We start from the raw sequence: 24,383 nt of genomic DNA on the forward strand, positions 1-24,383 counted from the left end.
AAGTGACAAGAACCCTCTTATCCTCGATGGCGTCAGAGAGAATATCGCTTATTTCGGGCTTTCGGGAGAAGTGACCTTCACAGACATCCGTGACGTTACCAATCACTATGATGTGGCAATTATCGATTTACCTTACAATTTATGTTGCGCCATCACCCCTGAGCAGCAGAAAGAAATAATCAGTCATGCACGCAGGATTGCCCAGAGGGCCGTAATTGTAACTGTTGAACCAATCGATGACATTCTGCTAGAAGAGGGATTTTCTATTATTGACCGTGCTATCGTCAGCAAAGGAAAATTCACACGCGAAGTGATTGTATGTGAATAAGTCTCCTTAGAAATGAAAAAAGACTGTAGACAATATGTGAGTTTGTTTACAGTCTAAAGCTGATGATAAATAAAGCCCTATTGAAATGATAGTGTCCTCAGGGTAACTTCGATATTATCTTTTGTAGCCTTTGAATAAGGACAGACTATTAAATAAGTCCTAAAGCTGATGTTCATCAATTACCCTGTCCGTGTTCTTTTTTATGCGGAAAACTAAAGATGCCAGTCATTCTATCAGAACTATAATCTACGATTTTCACCATTCTTTTGGCTCATAGTCTAAGTCTCTGAACAATTGATTTCGCTCTTTCTTGGATAAATCTCTCCATTGCCCAGGAGGGAGATTGCCCAAATGAATATTCATGATCCGAATTCTTTGCAATCTGTAAACGTTGTACCCTAATTCGGCGCACATGCGGCGGATTTGACGATTCAGCCCTTGCGTTAAAATGATTTTAAAATCAAATTTTGATAATTGTTCGGTTTCACAAGGAAGTGTTGTTGTACCTAAAATCTTTACACCTTCAGACATCCCCTTCAGGAATTCAGGAGTAATCGGCTTATCTACTGAAACGATATATTCCTTTTCGTGCCTGTTTTCGGACCGCAGAATTTCATTCACAATATCGCCATCGTTCGTAAGGAGGATCAAGCCCTCTGAATCTTTATCCAGGCGCCCGATATTAAATATTCTCAATGGGTGGTTGACCAGATCAACAATGTTCCCCTTTACACCTTTTTCAGTTGTGCTTGTGATGCCCACAGGCTTATTTAAGGCAATATAGACATTATTCCTTGCTACTCGGATGGGATTTCCATCTACTCGAACGTCATCCCCAGGTTCAACTGAGCTGCCTATTACGGCACGCTTCCCATTAATAGTAACTCTCCCATCGGCAATTAACTTGTCCGCACCTCGTCTGGATGCTTTTCCGGCCTCACCTATATATTTATTAATACGCATGTTGACACACCCTTAATCAGATGATTGTAATCACCTAACTATACAGTATTCTTCGAATAAAATCTCAAACACCTACATTAAAGGGAATGGATAAAAGTCTGTTTCAGTAACCTACCTTTTTTAGATGCGGACCAGTAGCAAGAGGCCAGAATCATGAGCGGATTGCCCAGTGATTTAGAAGGCCTGCACAAACATGTCAAACGTTACAATGAAAATAACGATGCAAACTTATTTGAGGAGCTAAAAACTTACATTGCCAAAGAGGTGGCCAGAAGAAAAATCATGTTGGCTCGCCCAGGGGAGCTCTTTTTATTTTATAAGGATGACTATGTTGTAGTCACAGAAGAACTGGCGAAGGTCCCTCTCTCGACAGACGAGTTTACCGGAAGCCCCAGTCTCTTTAGGCAATTGAACCAGGATCAGGTTGAGAGAGTGGGGCAACTGCCGAGGGAGCTTGTCATTCTTGCCAAGTATGAGAATGTTGGGGTTGGGCTGTAGAAAAGTTGTTTGAACAGTTGAAGGAAAAGCAGGGAGTATAGACTTTGTGTGAGGCTTTGCCGACTTTTTGGGTACAATTTTGCATATGCTACAGTGAACCGTATCATAAGTAAATGAGGTTCAAAAATCTATTATTTAAAAGCCTGTTTGGTAGGTATATTTTCCAAGCAGGCTTTTAAATTATTTGTTCAATGGTAATATCTTGTTCTAAAAATACCTTATCATTTATACTTTTACCGGGAGTCCAAATATGTCTGTTAAAAGATCGGCAATATCACTATGATTTTCATACCAAATAACATTTACACCTAGCTTTTTGAAGTTTTCTTCAAGAATATGATGGTGAAGGTCAAGAAATTTATTAGTTACCTTAGGAATGAGATCTTCTAAGTTTTTAGATGTTGAACCCGAATAACGATGAAGTAAAATAAAATGTTTTTTATCAGTTTGTTGGCTGGTTTGCATTAATAATCTTCGAATATTAGGATCTGTTAATGATAGACCAATCATTAAAACAGTATCTTCTCTAAAGGCATTTATTTGAGTTAGATTTCTCCAAGAATAGGGTTCATTTTGTAATTTGTAATATGAATCCTCAGTAAAGATAATCTCCTGCTCATCTATATTATATTCTGGATAGTTCTCCATCCTTTGAGGTAAAAAACCATGTACATGATAAATAGGGAACTGTCTAGGCTCTCTATTGGAATCTTTATATATTGTTTGCACTTCACAAGAAGGATTAAGCTTATTTAGACATAGTTGTAAAAGGTCATCATAATTATAGGTAATTACCTTTTTAATTCCTTTATTTGAAGTTGACTGCAAAATACTCTCAGCAATTTTAAATATCTGAGACTCTTTGTTTTCTAAATTATTAAATTGACTATAAAGATTTTCATGAATTTTATTATTGAAAGAAACTTTACCTTTACCTTTACCTTTTTTGACTTTTTTAGAATAAGTATTTGAAAAACCTCTTTCAAGGTAACTAGCAGATAATAAAGGGTTATTGCTAAGCAAATCACTTAATTCTTTTGTTAACAAATTTTTTTCGGTATAATGTAAATCTAAATCCATTAAATTTGATATGATTCCACTGCTTAATCTCCCAATTAACTCATCCCATAATGGCAATCCACAATCTTTTGATACACCAGAACCTAGAAAAAGAGATATATGTTCATTATTATATATACCCTTAAGAATTTCTGAATTATTTCTACTATTATTATCTGGCCTCTCTGCTTGCTTTGTATAGTATATTAAATCGAGATTTTCTAAATCGTTTTCCTCGCTAATTTTATTAAAAACCATATTTTTCTTAAACTGATTTTTTATATCATTAATATCCCAAATTACTAGATTAAAGCTCTTTGAATTATTACTTTCTAAAATATCATATATTTTAGTTTTGGTATTATAATCTAGCTCTGTGCCAATACAAATTAAAAACGTTCCAAAATGAATATTATTTTCTAATTCAAAAATAGACTTGATAAGTTTGGAAATATTTATGTAGTTAAATGAATTCTTAACTTCTAATAACACAGGGCCTTCTAGTTCTAAAACTCCTTCAGGAATTATAGCATCGAATCTTAAAGTTCTATTAGAAATTGTTTTTAATAAAGGTTCAATAAATAATACTTTTCTTTTAGCTTTTGCCAATTCTTCAATATTTAACAAAATAAATTTCTCGAAATAGTAGGATCTTTCAGTCGGCGATAAATCTAAGTTATTAAAATTTAAAAAATAATCCTTTTCCAAATATTTCATCCCCCTTCTATATTAAATATAATAGTTTAAATTAAATATTCCAATAAATAATTTATCTTTTATAGCATAAGATTTTTGATAACCTCATTTAGATTCATTACCGTGGACGTATCATAAGTAAAGGATGTTTTAGTAGGGCCTGAACAATCCGTTGTCACTCCCTGAATAAGATCAAATTACTAATAAAAGGTTTGTGTTGTTGAAAACCCTGTACATCGGGAAATTACAGAACATACATTAATAAGACAATGTATAATATAGACAAGGTTTATAGAAAAAAGATTGATCAGACGGCAATGAGTACAGTCGTACTTATTGTTTTTTAAAGGGTGGAAAAAATTGGATCATACAGAGAAGAAATTGCCGACTTATTTATATACCTACTCCTGCAATTAAGGAAAGAATGCACGTCATGTATGAGGGGGAAAGCCTTCAAGACCTGCTCAAGCAAGTGGAGGCCTTACAAATAACGGGTGAAACGTTTAAAGTAGTTTATGTGAAAAATGAAGGCTCATCAAAAACGGAAAAGATAGGATTTGAGAACAGACGTGCAATTGAGAAGGGAGTCGGATTACACATCAATGGTGAGGCTGCTCTTGAACATCCAAAAAGACTGTTCGGTATCATGGTTGTGAACGGAAGATGGATTTTCGATGAATATGTTAAGAGTGAATCGGTATGGCATCGACATCAACAAAAGCCTCATAGCTACTCGACTGCACTGAACACACGTGTAGCCAGGGCCGNAATGAAGGCTCATCAAAAACGGAAAAGATAGGATTTGAGAACAGACGTGCAATTGAGAAGGGAGTCGGATTACACATCAATGGTGAGGCTGCTCTTGAACATCCAAAAAGACTGTTCGGTATCATGGTTGTGAACGGAAGATGGATTTTCGATGAATATGTTAAGAGTGAATCGGTATGGCATCGACATCAACAAAAGCCTCATAGCTACTCGACTGCACTGAACACACGTGTAGCCAGGGCCGTTGCAAACATCGCTGTTCCTGAACCGAGCGGAATAAAGGCCATCGACCCTTGCTGCGGAATCGGGACTGTGCTGGTGGAAGCTTTATCTATGGGGATTGATATTGTGGGAAGTGACAAGAACCCTCTTATCCTCGATGGCGTCAGAGAGAATATCGCTTATTTCGGGCTTTCGGGAAAAGTGACCTTCACAGACATCCGTGACGTTACGAGTCACTATGATGTGGCAATTATCGATTTACCTTACAATTTATGTTGCGCCATCACCCCTGAGTAGCAGAAAGAAATTATCAGTCATGCACGCAGGATTGCCCAGAGGGCCGTATTGGTAACTGTTGAACCAATCGATGACATCCTGCTAGAAGAGGGATTTTCTATTATAGACCGTGCTGTCGTCAGCAAAGGAAAATTCACACGCGAAGTGATTGTGTGTAAATAGGTTTCCTTAGAAATGAAAAAAGACTGTAGACAATATGTAAGTTTGTTTACAGTCTAAAGCTGATGTTCATCAATTACCCTGTCCGTGTTCTTTTTTAATGCGGAAAATAAAGATGCTTGTCGTTCTATCTAAGCTATAATCTATGATTTTCACCATTCTTTCGGCTCATAGTCTAAGTCTCTGAACAATCGACCTCGCTCTTTCTTGGTTAAATCTCTCCATTGACCAGGAGGAAGGTTGCCCAAAACTTGAAGTCGCAATCGTCCTACCAGAAATACTTTAATGAACGGTGTTCATCTATCAAATTCGCCTCTACGAAAACCACCACTTGCAACAGGGGGGCCCCCTAGTATAAGCTTCTTACGTAATCTTATATCAGCAATTATTATACGCTCGAAGGTTTCAAAGAAATTATTTCATCAATGATTCTACGTATCCGGTTCATACTTTCGTATAAATATCTTTTTAAATTTAGTATGATTGAATAATTGGAATTGTTTAAAAAAACAAATAGAATTTTTATAGGCCTAGTGATATACATACTTATATCACTCATTAAGGATAAATAGATTCTATTTATCTTTAAATTAATGATTAAGAGGAGGAAGCAAATGTACAGAGTCGGAATTGATGTCGGTGGAACTTTTACAGATCTTTTTGCGTGGGTGGGAGATTCGGGGAGTATAGGAAAAGTCAGGATGGCCAAGGTATTGTCAACTCCAGAGGACCCAGTGGTCGGTTTTATGAATGCGCTCTCAAAGGCAGGTATCGCACCTTCAGAAATTGAAACAGTGATCCATGGAACTACCATTGGAACAAATGCGTTGATCGAGCGTAAATATCCCGAACCTGCTATGGTTACAACCGCTGGATTCAGGGATACGATTGAGATCAAAAGACAGAGCCGACACCATCTCTATGACCCCTATGCGGTGAAGCCATCTCCACTTATCAGCCGAAAACAACGTTTTACCGTTAGTGAGAAAATGGGAGCTGATGGTTCTACAGTCAAACCATTAAACCGAGAGGAAGGCCTTCAAGTAGCAAGGAAAATTGCTGAAAGAGGCATAAAAAATATTGCTATTTGCTTCATTAATTCTTACGTAAGTGGGCGCCATGAGCAGGAAATGCGAGATATTATCTTAGAGGTCATTCCAGATGCGAAGATTGCCGTATCATCTGAAACTCGGCCAAAGATCCGTGAATTAGGAAGATTTATGACGACAGCAATTAGAGCGTGCTTGTTTCCTGTAGTAGGTGACTATGTCGTAAGATTGGAAAAAACTTTACAGGAAGCAGGATGTAAAGCTCCTCTCTTTATCGTTAAGAGCAACGGCGGCATGATGCGGAGCCAGACAGCAAAAGAACGGCCGGAAGAGCTAATAGAGTCAGGACCTGCAGGCGGGGTTGCGGCGGGAAATTTCATCCATAGCATGCTCGGATTAAATAATATGATTATTACGGATGTAGGGGGTACAAGCTTTGAGGCTTGCCTCATGGAAAATGGCCAAGGGTTAGTGACTGATGAATATGAGCTTGAATGGGAGATGCCGCTCATCACCCCTATGCTAGACATTCGGAGCATTGGAGCTGGAGGCGGATCCATTGCTTGGATAGACGAAGGAGGATCCCTCCGTGTAGGACCGCAAAGTGCAGGGGCAGATCCGGGTCCAGCTTGTTATGGCAAAGGTGGAGTATCTCCTACCGTTACAGATGCTAATTTGGTATTGGGTAGACTGAACTCAACATTAAGCGGGAAGTTCCAACTGGACTATGATGCTGCGGTTGAAGCGATTGAAAAAGTATCAGAACCTTTAGGACTTTCAGTCATTGAGTGTGCAGAAGGAATTATTGAAATTGCATGTGAAAATATGGCTGATGCCATCAGAATGGTATCTACTGACAGAGGTAGAGACCCGCGGGATCAGACATATGTATCCTACGGGGGAGCAGGCGGGCTGCATGCCTATAAAGTAGCGCAGTCTGCAGGAATCAATAGAATTTTGATACCTCCTTTTGTTGGGGTGGATTGCTCAGCAGGAGCGACAACAATGAACGTTCGTCATGATGTAGAGGGAACTTTCTATGCTGCGCTCTTAGAGGTCGATCCAGCGGAACTGACCAAGGCCTTTGAAAAACTCGAAAAAGACTGTACCGACATGTTGGTCAACGACGGAGTTGCTCCTGAAGAAATCAATCTGGAGAGAACGGCATTAATGCGCTATGTTGGACAATCGTATGAGGTAGCGACCCCAGTTCCAAACAGAATACTTGATGAAGAAACACTTAAAGAAATTGCACACGAGTTTAACAACCAACACAAACTTGAATACGGTGTGTATTCGGAGGACTTCCCCATTGCATTCGTTACATTGCGAGTCACAGGGGCAAGCCAGGCAGAACAGCCTCTAAAAGATCATCTAGGGAAAATTTTAGGGCCAAAAGGAGAAAAAGCGTCTAATCAAATCAGTGGGCAAAGAGAATCTTATTTTAATGGTAAAAAATATTTAGCAGATTTGTATGAAGTTGATCAAATTTCAAAAGGGCAGAAAATTCAAGGGCCTGCCTTTATTGCCCATCCAAACAGCGAGATTGTTCTCCCGCCGGAAGCCTCAGCGGTAATTGATGAATATGGATTTATCCATATCTCGGTAAATAAGGAAGCAAAGATAACAATGAAGGAGGCTGTCCTATGACTGTAAAGAGTACTGTAGAGCGTGTACTGGATCCTATTACTTTCGAAGTGTTAAGAAGATCGTTTGTATACACATGTGAGAGAATGAGTCTGGTTTTGAAAAAAGCGTCATTTTCTCCAATTATTTACGATATGGTTGACTTTTCAAATGCTATTTTTAGTCCGGATGTTGAGTTAATAGGCCAGACTGCAAACTGTCCTGTTCATATTGCGGCCATGCATTTTAGTGCCCAAGCTGCCTTAGAAAAGTTTCCGTTGGATGAGCTGGAGGAAGAGGATGTGGTTGTCTTAAACGACCCCTATAATGGAGGTACTCATACACCAGATGTAACGATGGTCATGCCTGTTTTCTATCAAGAGGAACTACTGGGGTTTGCGGTGAGCCGTGCCCACTGGACGGATGTTGGAGGAGGAATGGATACACATGTAGCCGGTGAAGGGCTGAGACTGCCTCCATTAATGCTCTATAGAAAAGGCGAACCTAATAAAGATCTTATCGACATTATTAAAAACAGTTCAAGGACACCCCATTATGTTGAAGGGGACATTCAAGCGCAGATGGGCGCCTTGCGGGCAGCCAAGGATGAACTCATCCGTTTGGCGGACAAATACGGAATTGATACAGTGAGGCAAGGAATGCGAGAAGTTTTGGATTATACACAAACTATGACCAAGGAAGCGATTAAGAAAATTCCAGATGGCGTTTATGAGGCCGGGGATTATATAGAAAGTGATGGCTATAGTGATAAACCTATTCGCCTAAAAGTTAGGCTAACCGTGAAGGGGGATAGAATTGGCGTTGACTTTACTGGAAGTGACCCAATATCTATGGGGCCGATCAATTCACCGTATGCTAATACGGCTTCCGCTGTCTATTATTCATTAAAGTTCTTTCTTAATCCTGATGCTCCTGCCAATGCTGGAATGTATAGGCAAATTGATTTGACCATACCTGAAGGAACATGGCTAAATCCGGTGTGGCCAGCGCCTACACTTGGGTGTACAACTGCAACATCGTCTAAAATCACTTCTTCCATTTGGCAGGCATTGTCAAAAGCACTTCCGGAATTGATTGTAGCTCCAACATGCTCGGATGCTAACTGGTTCGTAGCTAGCGCTACTGATCCAAAGACCAATGAGACACACGTATTTACGGACTTACCTGCTGGAGGATGGGGTGGGACACCGTACAGTGACGGCATGCATGTAACAATGGACCCTTTAGGGAACTGTCAAAATTTGCCGGCTGAAATAGCGGAAATCTTGTATCCTATTCGTTATAACGCATATGAAATGAGAACGGACTCTGCAGGGGCTGGACGTTACAGAGGCGGTGTAGGGGTTCGGATGGAAGTCGAATTTATCGACCGGGGTGAATTGATTTGGATGGAGTCATCCAGAACATTGGAAGGGTCTCCGGGAGTGAACGGAGGGAAGCATTCTGCACCTCAAAGACAGCTGTTGAAAACAGCGGATGGCCAATTTAAAACAATCGGAGGCTTAGCCGATGACGGCACTTGGTATCCGCAAATGCTGGGTGGAGTTCATTTCCAACCTGGTGAATCGTTTGTGTTTCAAAGCACTGGCGGAGGCGGATGGGGTAATCCCATGGAACGTGACCCAGAAGCTGTAGCTGAAGATGTTAGGAATGAGTTGGTTTCAAAAAAGCAGGCAGAAGAGATCTACGGGGTTGTCCTTACGGAGAGCTTGGAACTGGAAGTGGAATTAACGCAAGAAAAAAGAAAGGCTTCCGCTGCTCGGTAACCGGTCAGGCAATTGAATTCATAAAGTCAGCAGGGTTTTGACCAAAATAACCTCGGAACCGTACTTCATCTGATGAAGTTATCCGAGGTTATTTAATAGAATAATTCCCTTAATTACATATATTTACTCTTGTGTTAAGGAGGTATGGATTTGGCACTATGCTATATACCTTTAATAAACGGAAAATCTATTAAACCAGAGGCGCGTGGCCTTATCAAGCAAACTAAAAAATTGGCTAATCACGTAACCGCCATAGTAATACATTGTGGCATGAAAGTCAGTGACATGGACCTCGATTGTGATGAGATTTATATGATTGAACTGAATGAAGATCAATGGCCCGTCGCTGCTAACCATATTCACGCCTTCCAGACATTTAATAAAGATAGGAACAACGAAACTATTATTTTTCTTGATTCGCCACTATACGGAGAAATAGCATCCGGACTTGCTTACATTTTTAATAAAAAAATGATTAACAAGGCAATGGATATGGTGGTACAGCAGAATCAACTGTCAGTTAAAAAGGAAATATACGGCGGTAAGGCGTGTTCCAATGAAATAATTGATCAGGGTAGCTTGATCACTTTTGATCCAACATACATTCCCGTTTCTACAAAGAAGAAAACTAATATGCCAGTCTTACATATTGATTACGTAGGGCCTTGCCAAGTCAGTTCGATTCAACTAGTTGAACAAAAGCAACTTAATTGGGATGAGGTCGCACTGACTGAAGCAAGTTGTGTAATTGGTGTTGGAAGGGGTGTTCATAGCGCCTTTAACAAAGATCAGTTTCAGCAAGTTGAAGAATTGGCCAGGATTTTACATGCACCAATCGGCGGTAGTAAAGTAGCTGATGAACTCCAAATTACTCCTAGGGAAAAGCGGATTGGTTCAAGCGGGGTTTACATTGATCAGGCTGACATCTATATAGCTATTGGAATATCAGGCTCTTCCCAACATTTAGATGGTATAAAAAATGTAAGGCATGTTGTAGCAATAAACAGTGATGCAGCAGCTCCTATATTTAAACGTTGTGAACTTGGGATTATCTCCCCTTTTGAAGAGGTGTTGCCCAAGCTCGTCGACATCATTAAGGAAAAAAGTGGAGTGGATAACAGTGAGATTACTAGTCATCATCAGGCAGGTGTATGAACAGAAGTCTGTTCGCTGGGATTATCAAAAAGGAGAATTGGGGTATAAGAGAGCAACTATTAATAGGGCAGATTTTCATGCCTTACAATGGGCCTACGAATATGCAACTAAGCAGAATGGTAAAATGGATGTTTTTTTATTAGCAAGGGAAAAAGTAGAGAAAAAAACACTGGATATCTTGAATGGATTTCCCATAGAGCTCTGCTTTCATATTGAGCGTGGTGAAAGTGATCAGGAAGATGCCGCATTTATGGAGACTTTGCTTAGCTGCGATATGTATGACCTGATTGTCTCGGGGGAAGAGACAGAAGACGACCATGATCGGTCATTAGTTCCGTTGCTAGGGACATCACTGAACATTCCCTCTTTAACTTCTGTACACCATATAGAAGCAGATGAAAAAAACAATCTTCTTGCACATCGAAAAGAGGAGAGGGGAATGACGCAAGTATTTAAAATACAACTTCCTGCTGCTTTATCCGTAACTACGCAAATTTCGAAACTAAGTTACAGGAAATACAAACCTAAAAGACCAATGAAAACAGTTATTAAACAAAGAGATTTAAAGAATAGCAGCTCTATTAAAAGAATCGGTGCCCCTGAACCCAATATATTTATAAGTGACGACATCCCAGACGAGGAATCTGCAGAGTCAAGACTTTTACATATTATGGGTTTTAGTTCAAAAGGGAATGCAGGACCAGCTAAAAGGACACAAACTCTGTCAGAAGAACATCTTTATTACACAGCAGAGCGTCTGATGAAATGGCTAAAGGAGTAGAGAAAAATGGAGATTGAAAGAGACACCTTTTGGAATATTTCATCTGATGCACAAATTGTTTTTTACATTCTTGCAGGAATGTCCATTATCGCTTTCTTATATGGATTTTATAGAAGGTATAGACTATGGAATAAGGGTCAAAGGGAAAAAGTGGAATGGAAACATGTAAAAGATAATATCGGATATTTTTTTCAGTTCGCCATCCGGCAGACAAAGGTGCAAAAAGACCGGATGCCGGGGGTCATGCATAAGTTAGTGGCCTATGGCTTTATCGTTTTATTTATTGGAACGGTACTTGTTTTTATTGATGAAGACTTTAAGATCCCCATCCTACAGGGGGGATTTTATCTGGTATATGAACTGGTATTAGACCTTTTTGGAATTGCCTTTCTCGTAGGGCTTGCCGGGTTTCTGTTAATCAGGGGCGGAAATTTTCGGAAAAGATTGCTTCGGGGAAAGATGGACTATTTATTCTTGATTTTACTGTTTGTAATAGGGGTTGGTGGATATATCGCGGAAGGGATCCGGCTCAGTGAAACCAAGGTCGATTATGCCCATTGGTCTCCGGTAGGATATGTGCTTAGCCTGTTGTTTAATGAAAGCCGGGTGTTTAAAGGGGATACGTACTTGTTTTGGTGGCTTACCCATTCGATACTTGCTTTTATCCTCATTGCGATTACTCCATTTACAAAGCTATTTCACTTGTTTACTGCCCCACTGAACCTTTTGCTTTCTCCTGTAAAAAGATCGGGAGATTTCCAGGTTGAATCAGCAATGAAAGATGGAACACAGCGGCGGAGAAACGTCAGTCATATCTATGACTTTACCAATCTACAGCTCTTAAGCACTGATGCCTGCACTGAGTGCGGAAGGTGCGACCATGTCTGTCCTGCTAACCTAAGCGGAAAAGACTTGGCCCCTAGAAATATCGTTATGAAAATCAGAGATAACATGCAGGAAAATGGGCCGATTTCTTCTTTTATATCAGCGGAAGAATTAAAACAGTGCACAAGCTGCGGTGCTTGTGTTGAAGCTTGCCCTGTTTCGATAAATCATATCGATTTAATTTTATCAATGCGCAGGGGAGCGCTGCCGGATAAATTGTTAAATCCGCACGCTGGGGAAGCAATGGTGAATTTGGAACAAGATGAAAATATTTGGGGCGCACCATGGTCTGAAAGAGAAGATTGGGCAAAAGGCCTGAATATCCCTGTTTTGCGGGATACTGAAAACCCAAGGAAGGAGGCATAACATCATGGAGGTGTTATTTTGGGTTGGCTGCGCAGCGGCTTATGACGCACGGTTAAAAAAAATTGCTTTAGCGTTTGCGCAGATTATGGATAAAGCTGGTGTCAGCTATGCCATTTTGGGAAATGAAGAAAGGTGCACAGGTGATATAGCTAGGAGGTTGGGCGATGAAGATTTGTATGAAAACCTGGCTAAAACAAATATTGAAACATTAAATAGGCATGGCGTTACTTCTATTGTCACGACTTGCCCGCACTGTTTCAATATCTTTAAAAATGAATACCCAAAACTCGGCGGGACGTTTGAAGTAGAACATTATACGACATTTATATATAACCTCATTCAATCCGGCCAGCTGAAAGTGCCCAGTACTGAAAAGAAAGAAATCATTACGTACCATGATCCTTGCTACCTCGGGCGTCAAAACGGCATTTTTGAGGAGCCAAGAGACATACTTGAAATCCTTGGCTATGAAATTAAGGAGATGGAGCACACCAAAGAAAAGTCTTTCTGCTGCGGTGCTGGAGGCGGGATGATGTTCCAGGATGTCAATAAAGGTGAAAAAATGAACAGTATTAGGGCATCTGAAGCAGTTTCAACAGGAGCTTCTACAACGGCAACCGGTTGTCCATTCTGCCTGGTTATGATGGAAGAAGCAATAGAGGCCATTAACCAGAAAGAGGGGAAGAACTTTTTTACACGTGATATTGCCGAGATTGTAAATGAACTGACAGAAAGGGGGCGGCGATGATGACAGCATTCAAATATTTGTTTACACCCCAAAAGCTTGGAGCTACTACGGTGAAAAACCGGATATTTAGCACGGGACACATGACGACCTATGTGGAAAATGGTTTGCCGACAGATCAGCTGATTGCCTATCACCAAGAACGTGCAAAAGGAGGAGCAGGACTGATTATCGTGGAAGCAAATGCCGTCCATTCCACGGCTGCTTTTACCTCCAATACAATTAGTGCCTTTACGGATGAGATTATTCCTCATTACCGAAAGATGGGAGCGGCAGTCCATGAATACGGGTGTAAGATGTTTATCCAGCTGTTTCACCCCGGCAGAGAAATTTTTCCCTCAGGTACTTCGGTGGCGGTCGCCCCCTCTATGGTACCGACAGACCGGTTTGGCGTAATGCCAAAGGCATTAGAAAAAGAGGAGATTAAGGAAATCGTTAACGGCTATGCAGAAACAGCGCTTCGAGTGAAAAAGGGAGGGCTGGACGGGGCTGAGATTGTGGCTTCCCACGGGTATCTGGCAAGTCAATTTTGGTCGCCGCGGCTCAACCTGCGCGAGGATGAATACGGTGGACCGCTTGAAAACCGGCTCCGATTTTTAAAGGAGGTAATTCATACTATCCGGGAGAAGACCGGTCCGGATTTTACAGTAGGCATTCGTCTCAGTGTGGATGACTTTGAAAAGGAAGGCTCCACTTTTGATGAGGTCCTGGATATCATCAGGTTCATTGACAGAGATATTGGTGGGTTAGATTATTTTAATCTGATAGGGGGAAGCTCGGCTACCTTGGCCAGTTCAGTATTTATCGTGCCGCCCGCAACCATACCACCTGCACATTTTGCTCCTTATGCAGCGAAAATTCGTGAAATGGTCTCCGTACCGGTCATGGTAGGATCACGGATCAATGATCCTGTTATCGGCGAAAAGGTGTTGGCCAATGGTCAGGCGGATATGGTGGCCATGACAAGGGCAATGATTTGTGACCCTCATATGCCTAACAAGGCGCTCCGAGAAGAATTGGACAGAATCCGTGTATGCATAGGATGCAATCAGGCCTGCATTGGGCACATGCATGATAACATCCCGATCAGTTGTATCCAAAACCCGGTAACAGGGCGGGAAATCGTTTATTCTATTATGTCGAAAGCAAAGAAAAGAAAAAAGGTAGTCGTAGTCGGCGGTGGTCCAGCTGGGATGAAGGCTGCGGTAATTGCAGCCGAAAGAGGCCACTATGTTACTCTTTTTGAAAAAAGTGGTGAGTTAGGCGGACAGGTGAAGCTTGCGCGAAAAATCCCAACAAGGGAAGAGTTTGGCGAATTGGTCCCTAATTTAAAAAGAGAGCTTGACCTTTTTAGAGTAAATGTCATCTTAAACAAGGAAGTTACCAATGAGCTGCTCAAGAAAGAGCAGCCAGATGAAATTATTTTGGCTGCAGGAGGAAAACCGTTTTATCCTCAAGTAGAAGGTTTAGATCTTCCGCATGTTATGAATACATGGGACGTGCTGGAGGGAACAAAAGATATTGGGCATAAGGTTGTCATTGCTGATTGGAAGGGAGATATGCCTGGCATTGGTGCAGCCTTGTATCTTGCCGAAAAAGGTCATGTAGTCGAACTGGTGACTAGTTCTGTTCATGCTGGGTATTCCCTGCAGCAATATGTAAGGGATATGCTTCTTGGTCAATTGTATATGAGTGGAGTAACTGTCACACCTCAATACAAAATTTATAAGTGTGAGCCCGGAAAAGCAATATTTACAAATATATATACAGGGCAAGTACATAAAAAAGATGCTGACACTTTAGTATTAGCCTATGGAAATATCCAAAACGTATCCTTGTACGATGAAATCAAAAAGAACTTTCCCAACGTCAAAAGGATAGGTGACTGCATGGTTCCTCGTACAGTAGAAGAGGCAATCCTGGAAGGATTTGAACACGCGGCCAGCATTTAGTCTAGCCTTTAACATTGGTTAGTTCAAATGAATATTACATCGTAATAGCTTCTGCGAAATCCGGAATCATTTTCAGCATAAGGGCTGTCTGCAATGCCATCCATAGCTCCGAAATATGGCTGATATTATTCAGGCGATAACCAGTGATGACTTCGATTCGGTTTACCCGATAAACCAGAGTTTGTTTATGTATATTCAAGCTTTTCGCAGAAGCTTTCCATGAGCGGTTATAGTATAAATAGACGTATAATGTTTTGACCAATTCGCTATTATTTTGTCTATCATAATCAAGTAAATCTCCGAGCACATCTTTCATCAGCATTTCAGCATCAGTTCGGTCTCTTGGAATAAAGGGAGAAACGGGAAAGCTTTCGCTGTAAAATACAACCTTTCTGCCGTGGGTTTCGGCTGATTGCAATGCCCAGATAGCCTCCTGGTATGCTTTTGATGTCCTGTTGAGCCGGTTTATGGAATCGCTAACCCCGATACGTGTCTGATTGGGGGATTCGGTCTGTAATTTACTGAGAATATTGCATTTTTCGGGAAGTAATATAAGAAGGATACCTTGATGTAACGTAATTAAATTAGGAATTCCCGTATCATGAAGCCAATAATGCAGCCACTCATAGTTAAATTTCTCTTCTCTACCGGAGCAAGCGACAATTTGCAGTGTTTTCTTTCCAAGTCCGTGGTCATTTAGTAAAATAGACGCTGCTTCATCAGTAACATTGCCTTCGACCATCCTTATTAACAGTTCTGCTCCAATCCGCCTTTGTTTTTCTAATATTGTCATATCTTTTTCTACGATTATGCCTATTATCGTAGCCAAATGTCTAAGTACAACATTGTCAGGAAGAGAACCTGCATTTGAAATGACTAATAAAATAGTAGGACGTGAAGACGGAATTGATACTTGAGCTATTAATTTATCTTTTGTTTTTATATGTTTGATATAATAAGGCAGTTCATTTGACTTGATATATGCAAGTTCTTCAATATTAAGATCTTTCTCCTGTTCAAACAGGATCCATTTGTTTTTAGCATCAATAATATATAACTTACAACCAATGATCTCATTTAGCCTACGAAGTATTTGATTAGGCGAATCGTGGTTAATGGTCTTTCTTAATTTATCATATAAGCGCATAGTTAAAATAACTTGTGCATGTTCTTGATTTACATATGCATTTGCAACAGTTTTTGAAAAAGCAATCCATGGAACATCATAATCTGTGTTCAATATTGGAAACGCCTTTTGGTCTGCCAGAGACTTGAACCCATCTGATAGCTTAGGTGCATGTAACCCTTTCCCAATAGCCAATCCGCTAGCATTACTATCAATAAGCTTTTGTAAGTAAACTATCTGCTCTTCTTCGGAGGAAGGGATGGCAAATCCGTTCGTCATAATAAGTTCACCACCAGTTAACCAATGGGTAGGATCACTGAGTTCGCATGCATGGGCCCAAGTAACTTCACGATCAAGACCGTCATTTCCAGCAATAACAGAAGATTTTAAATGGGGATTATTGAGTAGTTCACGAATAGTGATTGTCATCTTTATCCACCTTTGCTAAATGGAAATTTTAATTTAAGTAGGAGAAGTTATTACTTTTAAACCAATTAAATTATACTAGTTATTCAGAATTAAAGGAACGTATAAACGACTTTTGATGATAGAGTTGTATAATTCAATAAGTGATCGTACCTGATGTAAATGCTCTACCTATTTAATCACCAACACAGGAGCATAAATCAATAGATTTCATGAGACCAACCTTTATCTCTTTCTTTACAGAAACTTCAAGGAAATTCCTATAATTAATGTGTGTTAAATGGAGATCTGGATTTCCTTTAAGAAAAACACGCTTGAACGATGGTTCACCTGTCTCGCCCTGAGTTTTATAATGAAAAATTGTTTCAACGTTCAATAATCGAACGTAAAGCCTAATATGATGTATCCAATGAAAATCTCAATAATATAAGGGGATCAATAAACTTTGCTTTTCGCCTGCACCCAAAATTCAACGATGAGCTGCAAGGCGATGGCCAGTAAAAAGACACGATAACATAGAGGAATCCAGGTTTAAAGCTGGCCAAGATGCCAAGGCAATGGCAGCAATCCATAGGGCACCCGATAATAAGCCGCCCCGTGTTGTCCGGATAAGATCCTTCTTTGCGTAATGGTCCATCCATACTTTTTGATCTTCAAGGATCCATGGTTTCAGCCGCCCATTTTCCATTAACAGTAAAAACGCCAAGATGCCTGCCCGGGGAACGACAAATGGGATTAATATACCGAAGACAGCATGCATTTCCATGCTATCCATGAAATAGAGCATGGCGGATGTCGTCAGTCCAAATAAGAGAAGACTTGCAGCAGCGGCATACATGAGTGGGAAATCCAGTGCATCGGAAAATGGCGGCCTGTTTCTTACGTTAAGGCAAAGAAAACGAAAGCACCGCCGGAAGGAACTAGAAATGGCATCTAAGAAGAAGGTGTCATTAGATACTGAAACAGTAGCAAAATAGCTGGTCCGATGATGCCAAAGAGTAAGGCGGCCCCCGCGATTACATAGGCAGTGCTTTATGCCAATCTGAGTTTTTAGACGAACATACATCTGATCGATGACTTCATTCCTCTTTTTCTTGCTGATATATCGGCAGTGGAGGTGATATCGCCCAATTCGGCTACCGCTTTGGTAAAGGCTGCTTCATCGTCTAGGCCGTTACTTTTCAAATCTTCGTGCGATCCATCAGATTGATTATAATTTCTTCTTTGAAATCGGTGAGTTCGGGACTTGCCTCGTAACCATGAAACAAGTCATTCACATATTTTTGAATCTGACTATTCATTTTAATCCTCCTCAAGCAATCGGTTTAAAATTTTCTAGGTAACTCCCAGTCTAGCTTATTTTGACGGTATTCTTTTTTCTTCTTCGGTAATCCTGTAGTACTTCCGCCTGCCACCCTGGGATTCATCCGCCCCAGTAGGCGACGATCAATTCTTCTTTCTCCAGCCTATGGTAGCTTGAATAAAGCGTTGCCTCTTTTAATTCATACTGATCATCTGTTTTTTCAAGGATCGGTTTATAAATCTCATACACGTAGCTGTCCCCTTTCATTAAGATACCGAGCACGATCGTATCTGTGTGGCCGCGCAGCAATCGGACGACACCCTGCCCTTCATAATTTCACCACCTGTTTGTTTGATACTATTTCCATGTACACATTTTTTAAGGCAGCCTCCTAGGCATATGTGTATTTGTCACTAAGATGTCCTAGCCTTAAAAATTTTTTTCAAGATAGCTTTTCACCCGGGTGCTATAAAGATCGTCTTTTAAAACTGATATTGAAAAGAAATTTTTCTTTCTTCCTCATGGTGTCCATTTTCCATGAATCCCTCTATATAAGAGTTGAGAGGAGCGGCAGATGCAGGAGGCCGACCGATTTTTGAGGCTGAAAAAAGGAGGAAGTTGGATGAGGAAACTATTCTCCTAAGGCAGTTACATTTGTACAGGAATTAAGCCCTTATATTGCTTCTCCTTCATTTGTCGTCTATCCGTTTGTAGCAATTATTGATCGCGATCAAATAATCGATTCTCACAATAAAGAAGAAGTAGAAGAAGTATTTACCGTGCCGGTTAAATGGCTATTACACTATGAACCTTATATGCATTTTGTTTCAGTTAAACCAATACCTGCACCTGATTTCCCTTTTGAGAAAATCATGAATGGTGCCGATTATCAATGGGGAACTCGGGTGATGGAGGAATGGTTTTATGATTATAAGGAATATACCATTTGGGGGCTAACAGCTAGGATATTGAAACATTTTATAGAGACAATAAAATAAACAAACAAATACAAATTTTATTTCACTTTAGAGGAAATCACAGATGGTCCAAGTTTTAAAATTGGCAGGAATTTCTGCGATTCTTTAAAAATCCCTAATGATTAACTAAACCCACTCCTTTAATGAAGAGTGGGTTCCTTAGCGGCCATTGCCATTACAAAAAATCCCCTTAATTTTCTGCTCTATAGGCATCTAGGAATAGTTGTCCAAGATTACCCTTCCCTTTGAAACCTAAATCACGTAGGCCATTATCGATCACTGTTAATACTGATAAGACTTTTTCATAGAAGGCATTTTCACCCATATGACCAATACGCAAGATGACATCTTCATATTGCGCCAAAGAAGTGGCGATGTATAGATTGTATGTTTCTTGGATGTGTTGTTGTAATTGTAATGCGCCTATTTCTTCTGGAATGATGATCGCAGTCACTGTATTGGAGCTTCCTGATTCTAAGAATAATGTTAGTCCATATTCTTGTACAGATTTTCGGACGGCGTTCGCAATTTTTGCATGTCGCTCATAAACCGCCAATTGTCCTTCTTTTAAAATATTGTCCAAGGCAACATCTAAAGCCTCAACAATGTTAGCGGTCATTGTATAAGGCAAGGTTCCTTTTTCAACATAACCATTGAAAATTTGCAGGTTTGCATAATAGGAAGCAATTGGTGTTTTACGGTCATTCATCGCTTTTTTAGCGTCCTCACTAATGGAAACGATAGCTAAGCCAGTAGGTGCTGAGATCGCCTTTTGAGAACCTCCACAGCAAATATCGATTTGATTTTGGTCAACATCGATGGGTTCACCAACCATACTGGCTACTGCATCAACCACTGTTAGAATGCCATACTCCTTTAGTAAGGGAGAGAGTTGGCTGACGTCATTTAAGATGGACGTTGGTGTATCACAATGAACAAATGTTGCATATTTGAAGTCATGATCTTTTTCTAAATAGTCACGTACTTCTTCAACAGGTATGTCTTTATGATAGTCAAAACTTAAGACAACAGGTTCTCCTCCATACATTCTGACAAAATCTTGAAAACCTTCACCGTATATACCGTTATCGAGTACAAGGACACGGTCGCCAGGTTCAGTTAAGCTCGCACAGGCAGCTTCCAAAGCTAGAATCCCTTCCCCGGCAAGCAGCAGTACTTCATTTGTAGTACCCATAACCCGCCCCATTTTTTGGGATACCTCATGGTAATAGTGGATGAATTCGTTATCAAAATCAGGGTTATTTGTTTTTTTAGCAAACGCCAAGCGTACATTCTCACGTACGTCCGTTGGTCCTGGTGCATAGCTTGGTTTAAATCTCATATAAATCGTTCCTTTTCAATTAGTGTATTTTATGGGATAACCTTAGCAAATAATTGGTATGTTTAAAAGTATCAACTTATCCTAAAATCTAGGGGTCAGTTTAAATGAAATACCATTTTTGGATCCCTTTACAATTAGAAATTTATTACTTGGTTTAGTTGTTTATGTCGCATGAACGGGCAGTAAGATTTCCACCTCTAAATTTTAGATGACGAAATTGCGATCAGGGAGTATAAAAAGTTAATCAGAATCGAATTAATCAAGATAATAATAATGACTAAATGATGTTTAAACTCCTTGGAATACGATTTTTCCAAGCAGATTAAGATGGAATTTGGCACATGACAGTAGCCATCTACGCCCGCGTAAGTACAGAAGAACAAGCAAAAGAAGGTTTCAGTATAGCAACTCAACTTCTAAATGATCAGCAATCCCATTGCCACAAGAAAGCCGATGATAAACACAAAAAAAGAATTTCGGAACGCTCTCAACTCAATCAATTTATCCAGTTCTCAAGTCAATGGAGCTTTGCCTAAATCATCACGGTAAACAATTCAAGCCAAGAAAAAGGGTTTGACTGAGAATCTGAATTCTTAAAGTTAGTTTAGTAAATTTGCTTAAATAGGGGAGAAAGAATGGAATAAAACTATTCTTCAGATGCCCCAATATGCAGCAAACGACCCTGAGTGTGACTAGGAATATAATTCCATACTAGATTATGATAAGATATAGAGAAAAAGTTCTAGTTCTAATTTCTTATTGGTAGAGAAAGGTATTGATAAGATGATACATAAAGAAAATTTGATTCAGTTTCCTGAGTTAAAAGTTGTACAAGATGATTTAGAAGTTGAATACGAAGTTGAAGCCGTTGTGCTAGAGGAAAACGGTGCAAGAGAAGATAAAATTAAGGAGGAGATTGGCAAACTTGACGAACTTGACGAACATATATCTTTAAACCAAGATCGGTTAGATAAGCTGAACAAAGAAATTGATAGGCTTACGAACCATTCTGAAGGTGCCGACTATCTGGTTGCTGTCGGGAGTGGAGTACTTGCTGGATTGATAGATGTTTTTTGGGTAGATGAATTTAGTTTAGAGCGTGGGAGAGACTGGGGAGAAGATAAAGTCAACCAGTTTGTGAAGAAAGTTGCAGAATTTAATGGCTATGAAGGGGACGATCTTCAAGGTGCCATTAGGAATTTAGAACAATTTGGTACGCCAAGCGATAGTAATACAATGGACTTTGGAGGATCCTTACAACATCATTTACGAGATTTTGCTCATCATCCAACACTTGTTGGTTTAATGTTCTCTTTGCTTACACAATTTACTGGGAAGTCTTATGGAACTGATGAAAATGGATTATTTCAAGTAGTCGATGTAAATAATAAGAAACTGATTGGAAAAACTATCCCCGATAAGTTCTTATTAGGAGTAGTGCATTGGTTTTTACATATGGTAAGCGATATGGCGGGGTCAAGTTCTACACCGGGAAAAGGGACAGGTCTTCCGGGACCTTTACTCTCCTTAGCAAAAGAGTTATCTACTTTTTCAATTTTTCAAAATATCAAAATAGGGGAACAGCGTCTTTCCGTATGGATTTCTAAGTTATTTAATGGAACTTTATTAGCAGAACGTAATGACGATGGAACAATTGATAAACCATTAAGATTTGATTTGCGAGCCGAGATAGGGATTGGTTATGAACTAAGTCGGCAAGCACTTCCTGTAGTAATTAACGAATGTGTCGTACGTGGCTTTTATTTTATCCGTAGATTGGTAGAAGAGATAAAAGAAAAAGATGTGAAACGAGTGAAAGATTTAAAGCAGTTGGAATGGCAGCGAACTTTACCATTTAAGAATCGCACCATCGTTCGAATGTTAACAATTTCGACAGGTACATTAGCTGCGGTTGATTTAGGTGATGCTGCAATTCGCGGATTATACAAATCTGGTGGAAACAAAGCATTGTTCCTAAAGGAATTTGTTTTACGCGTGAATTTTGTAGGAATTGGAAGATTCTCTATTGCGATTGGGACAGATGCAACAATGGGGATGAAACAACAAAAGCGGCGAAATGAACGAATAGGCATTCTTGGTGAGCAACTTCATTTGATGAATAGTAAAATTTACTATTTACAGGCGAGTGCTTGGGTAACAGCAAAGACAACTGAAAAAACAATTAATGAAGCACTCGAAAAAATGAAAGAAACAACAAGATATTTTGTAGACAATTGGGAAGCAAATCGAAAATCTATGCAAAATATTGGTGCGTATCGTCAAGGGATTGAAAGGCATAACCCTAAATTGCTAGATGAAATTAGCGATATTTTAAAATGGGGGTAATGAAAGTGGTACAAGAAACTCTTGAAAAGTCGGATCGACATTTATTAACAAATGAGGCAAAAATCGGTGAAGAAGATTTGCCGGTGTTGCTTAGCGAACAAGTTACAAAACTCAACCAATTGGATAGTTCTATTAAAAAGGCAATTGAAGCTGCTGAATTTGCAAACAAATCTGCAAGAACAGCAAAAGACCAATCAGCAGGTTTTGGTAAGAAGAAAGTAGCAATCGAACAGTTGCAATCAGCCAGTTATGATTTAGCGAAAGCTGTTCAATCAGGAACGGTGGCTCAAAAAGTATCCTTTGAATTCCAAACGAAACTCGCTGAGATTTCTAAGTACTTATTTGGTTTAGGTGTTAGTAATATTGCGAGTAACCGATTTGTTGTGCGTGAACTTGAATTGAAATTGAAAGGCGCATCAGAAGAAGAATTATCGGAGCTAGCTCAACAAGAAATCGTTACAGTTGTTAAGCAATTAAAGGAGCAAGAAGATTTATTAATTAAGTTGGAAAACCTTTCAAAAAACATTGGAGAACAAGACCGTATCTTACAAAGGCAATCTCAATTCAATCAAGACGTTGACAGCCGATTCGACGAACTTGTGAAAGCTGAGTTATGGAATGACGAGCAGTGGAAGAGACAAGCTGAGGTGAGTGAAGAGTTTGAAGAACAATTAAAAGCTCATGCCGTCATAGATAAAAATTTAGATAATAAATATGAAAACCAGGCTAAGATCATCAAACTACATCGTGAAAAGTTAAACAAGCATACAGAACTTCATAAACATCAGAATGAACTGATAAAAGCTCACGAAGTAATCTATAAAAGACACGATGAAATACTTAAAATGCATGAAAAGATTAATGAGAAACACAGTGAAACACTAAATGAATGCGCTAAGATGGTTGAAAATCTTGAAAGTCAACTCAAGGTTCAATCAAAACATTCTCAAGAACAGATGGATATACTGTTTGGTAACGTTAATAAGCATGATGAAAGCTTAAATAGTTTGAATGAAATAGATAGTAGGATGAATGGGGAAATAAAGTCTAACCAAGAAACCATTGAAGTGCAAGCTCAAGAAATCCAAAAGCTTACTGATGAAGTAAATAATTTAAAAAAGCAGTTAGATACGAAAGCTAGTCTTAAAATGTCTAAAGTAAATTTTAGCATTGTGATTTTAACTTTTATATTATCTATTGTTCATTTCTTTATCTAATTCATAAGTCTTTAATTGAGAAAGGTATTTCTTTTCTGATGAGTTTTTAGGTTTTGATAAGGGAAAAAACCTAAAATATATCTGTTAAAATTTTATTTAATAAAACAAAATAGATACAAAAAACAGCATTAGGAGATAAATCCCAATGCTATTTTTTTGCATCTTAAATCACCACGGTGAACCGTATCATAAGTAAAAGAGAAAATCCTAACGATAAACTGTTAGGATTTTTCCTTTAAAATGAGAAACAGGGGTTAAGATTGGCCTCCAGCGCATGATACTGCAGATTCAGAATAGCAGAGGCCTTATT

Annotated in this window: 16 protein-coding genes and 5 pseudogenes; 14 read left to right on the top strand and 7 right to left on the bottom strand. The window is 39.5% G+C overall.

Features of this window, described 5'->3' with window-relative positions:
- Positions 1–328 (top strand): annotated as a pseudogene (locus D4T97_RS20695) (RNA methyltransferase); the annotation flags it as partial.
- Positions 329–583: 255 nt separating this feature from the next.
- On the opposite strand, the gene rluF reads toward D4T97_RS20695, so the two are convergent.
- On the bottom strand, positions 584–1,291 hold the full coding sequence (gene rluF / locus D4T97_RS01805; RefSeq protein ID WP_126047081.1) for a 23S rRNA pseudouridine(2604) synthase RluF: 708 nt from the start codon (positions 1,289–1,291) through the stop codon (positions 584–586).
- 153 nt (positions 1,292–1,444) lie between these two features.
- Here rluF and D4T97_RS01810 point away from each other — a divergent pair, with 153 nt between their 5' ends.
- Positions 1,445–1,789 (top strand): hypothetical protein, encoded by a 345-nt coding sequence (locus tag D4T97_RS01810; RefSeq protein ID WP_126047083.1) that lies wholly within the window; start codon positions 1,445–1,447, stop codon positions 1,787–1,789.
- A 225-nt stretch (positions 1,790–2,014) separates the two neighbouring features.
- Here the strand turns inward: D4T97_RS01810 and D4T97_RS01815 are convergent, their stop codons facing one another.
- Complete coding sequence (locus tag D4T97_RS01815) at positions 2,015–3,556, bottom strand: SIR2 family protein (RefSeq protein WP_164525432.1); 1,542 nt, start codon at positions 3,554–3,556, stop codon at positions 2,015–2,017.
- Between the two features lie 855 nt (positions 3,557–4,411).
- Here D4T97_RS01815 and D4T97_RS21040 point away from each other — a divergent pair.
- Positions 4,412–4,993 (top strand): annotated as a pseudogene (locus tag D4T97_RS21040) (TRM11 family SAM-dependent methyltransferase); the annotation flags it as partial.
- A gap of 149 nt (positions 4,994–5,142) precedes the next feature.
- On the opposite strand, the pseudogene D4T97_RS20700 reads toward D4T97_RS21040, so the two are convergent.
- Positions 5,143–5,238, bottom strand: a pseudogene (locus D4T97_RS20700) (23S rRNA pseudouridine synthase F); the annotation flags it as partial.
- A 366-nt stretch (positions 5,239–5,604) separates the two neighbouring features.
- On the opposite strand from D4T97_RS20700, the gene D4T97_RS01835 reads away from it, so the two are divergent.
- The 7 genes from D4T97_RS01835 to D4T97_RS01865 all read left to right on the top strand — a co-directional run bounded on the left by D4T97_RS01835 (position 5,605) and on the right by D4T97_RS01865 (position 15,336).
- Positions 5,605–7,689 (top strand): hydantoinase/oxoprolinase family protein, encoded by a 2,085-nt coding sequence (locus D4T97_RS01835; protein WP_164525433.1) that lies wholly within the window; start codon positions 5,605–5,607, stop codon positions 7,687–7,689.
- The gene (locus D4T97_RS01840; protein WP_126047091.1) at positions 7,686–9,452 is read left to right on the top strand and encodes a hydantoinase B/oxoprolinase family protein; all 1,767 of its coding nucleotides are present in this window, start codon (positions 7,686–7,688) and stop codon (positions 9,450–9,452) included. Before D4T97_RS01835 ends, D4T97_RS01840 begins: the two co-directional genes overlap by 4 nt.
- Before the next feature lie 144 nt (positions 9,453–9,596).
- The gene (locus D4T97_RS01845) at positions 9,597–10,607 is read left to right on the top strand and encodes an electron transfer flavoprotein subunit alpha/FixB family protein (RefSeq protein ID WP_126047093.1); all 1,011 of its coding nucleotides are present in this window, start codon (positions 9,597–9,599) and stop codon (positions 10,605–10,607) included.
- Positions 10,573–11,388, top strand: a complete 816-nt coding sequence (locus tag D4T97_RS01850; RefSeq protein ID WP_164525434.1) for an adenine nucleotide alpha hydrolase family protein — start codon at positions 10,573–10,575, stop codon at positions 11,386–11,388. Before D4T97_RS01845 ends, D4T97_RS01850 begins: the two co-directional genes overlap by 35 nt.
- Before the next feature lie 6 nt (positions 11,389–11,394).
- Positions 11,395–12,639: a 4Fe-4S dicluster domain-containing protein gene (locus tag D4T97_RS01855; RefSeq protein WP_126047097.1), complete on the top strand. Its 1,245-nt coding sequence runs from the start codon at positions 11,395–11,397 to the stop codon at positions 12,637–12,639.
- Between the two features lie 4 nt (positions 12,640–12,643).
- Positions 12,644–13,387, top strand: coding sequence for a (Fe-S)-binding protein (locus D4T97_RS01860; protein WP_126047099.1), 744 nt, complete (start codon positions 12,644–12,646; stop codon positions 13,385–13,387).
- The gene (locus tag D4T97_RS01865) at positions 13,387–15,336 is read left to right on the top strand and encodes an oxidoreductase (RefSeq protein WP_126047101.1); all 1,950 of its coding nucleotides are present in this window, start codon (positions 13,387–13,389) and stop codon (positions 15,334–15,336) included. Before D4T97_RS01860 ends, D4T97_RS01865 begins: the two co-directional genes overlap by 1 nt.
- A 34-nt stretch (positions 15,337–15,370) precedes the next feature.
- Here the strand turns inward: D4T97_RS01865 and D4T97_RS01870 are convergent, their stop codons facing one another.
- The 3 genes and pseudogenes from D4T97_RS01870 to D4T97_RS01885 all read right to left on the bottom strand — a co-directional run bounded on the left by D4T97_RS01870 (position 15,371) and on the right by D4T97_RS01885 (position 18,500).
- Positions 15,371–16,891, bottom strand: a complete 1,521-nt coding sequence (locus D4T97_RS01870; RefSeq protein ID WP_126047103.1) for a PucR family transcriptional regulator — start codon at positions 16,889–16,891, stop codon at positions 15,371–15,373.
- A gap of 466 nt (positions 16,892–17,357) precedes the next feature.
- On the bottom strand, positions 17,358–17,726 hold the full coding sequence (locus D4T97_RS01875) for a hypothetical protein (RefSeq protein ID WP_164525435.1): 369 nt from the start codon (positions 17,724–17,726) through the stop codon (positions 17,358–17,360).
- A gap of 487 nt (positions 17,727–18,213) precedes the next feature.
- A pseudogene (locus tag D4T97_RS01885) lies at positions 18,214–18,500 on the bottom strand (PadR family transcriptional regulator).
- Between the two features lie 353 nt (positions 18,501–18,853).
- Between D4T97_RS01885 and D4T97_RS20705 the strand changes: the two are divergent.
- A pseudogene (locus tag D4T97_RS20705) lies at positions 18,854–19,189 on the top strand (NUDIX hydrolase); the annotation flags it as partial.
- 169 nt (positions 19,190–19,358) lie between these two features.
- Here the strand turns inward: D4T97_RS20705 and D4T97_RS01895 are convergent.
- Positions 19,359–20,510: a pyridoxal-phosphate-dependent aminotransferase family protein gene (locus tag D4T97_RS01895; protein WP_126047109.1), complete on the bottom strand. Its 1,152-nt coding sequence runs from the start codon at positions 20,508–20,510 to the stop codon at positions 19,359–19,361.
- A gap of 341 nt (positions 20,511–20,851) precedes the next feature.
- Between D4T97_RS01895 and D4T97_RS01900 the strand changes: the two genes are divergently transcribed.
- The 3 genes from D4T97_RS01900 to D4T97_RS01910 all read left to right on the top strand — a co-directional run bounded on the left by D4T97_RS01900 (position 20,852) and on the right by D4T97_RS01910 (position 24,073).
- Positions 20,852–21,046, top strand: a complete 195-nt coding sequence (locus tag D4T97_RS01900) for a hypothetical protein (protein WP_126047111.1) — start codon at positions 20,852–20,854, stop codon at positions 21,044–21,046.
- 247 nt (positions 21,047–21,293) lie between these two features.
- Positions 21,294–22,856 (top strand): hypothetical protein, encoded by a 1,563-nt coding sequence (locus D4T97_RS01905; RefSeq protein ID WP_164525436.1) that lies wholly within the window; start codon positions 21,294–21,296, stop codon positions 22,854–22,856.
- Positions 22,857–22,861: 5 nt separating this feature from the next.
- Positions 22,862–24,073, top strand: a complete 1,212-nt coding sequence (locus D4T97_RS01910) for a coiled-coil domain-containing protein (RefSeq protein ID WP_164525437.1) — start codon at positions 22,862–22,864, stop codon at positions 24,071–24,073.
- Positions 24,074–24,383 lie beyond the last annotated feature (310 nt).

Source organism: Siminovitchia acidinfaciens (genome assembly GCF_003605385.1).
Lineage (GTDB): Bacteria > Bacillota > Bacilli > Bacillales > Bacillaceae_C > Siminovitchia > Siminovitchia acidinfaciens.

Coding starts and splice junctions, on each gene's coding strand:
- rluF (WP_126047081.1), bottom strand. CDS start 1,291: ATGCGTATTAATAAATATATAGGTGAGGCCGGAAAAGCATCCAGACGA.
- D4T97_RS01810 (WP_126047083.1), top strand. CDS start 1,445: ATGAGCGGATTGCCCAGTGATTTAGAAGGCCTGCACAAACATGTCAAA.
- D4T97_RS01835 (WP_164525433.1), top strand. CDS start 5,605: ATGTACAGAGTCGGAATTGATGTCGGTGGAACTTTTACAGATCTTTTT.
- D4T97_RS01840 (WP_126047091.1), top strand. CDS start 7,686: ATGACTGTAAAGAGTACTGTAGAGCGTGTACTGGATCCTATTACTTTC.
- D4T97_RS01845 (WP_126047093.1), top strand. CDS start 9,597: ATGGATTTGGCACTATGCTATATACCTTTAATAAACGGAAAATCTATT.
- D4T97_RS01855 (WP_126047097.1), top strand. CDS start 11,395: ATGGAGATTGAAAGAGACACCTTTTGGAATATTTCATCTGATGCACAA.
- D4T97_RS01860 (WP_126047099.1), top strand. CDS start 12,644: ATGGAGGTGTTATTTTGGGTTGGCTGCGCAGCGGCTTATGACGCACGG.
- D4T97_RS01865 (WP_126047101.1), top strand. CDS start 13,387: ATGACAGCATTCAAATATTTGTTTACACCCCAAAAGCTTGGAGCTACT.
- D4T97_RS01870 (WP_126047103.1), bottom strand. CDS start 16,891: ATGACAATCACTATTCGTGAACTACTCAATAATCCCCATTTAAAATCT.
- D4T97_RS01875 (WP_164525435.1), bottom strand. CDS start 17,726: ATGTATGCCGCTGCTGCAAGTCTTCTCTTATTTGGACTGACGACATCC.
- D4T97_RS01895 (WP_126047109.1), bottom strand. CDS start 20,510: ATGAGATTTAAACCAAGCTATGCACCAGGACCAACGGACGTACGTGAG.
- D4T97_RS01900 (WP_126047111.1), top strand. CDS start 20,852: ATGACAGTAGCCATCTACGCCCGCGTAAGTACAGAAGAACAAGCAAAA.
- D4T97_RS01905 (WP_164525436.1), top strand. CDS start 21,294: ATGATACATAAAGAAAATTTGATTCAGTTTCCTGAGTTAAAAGTTGTA.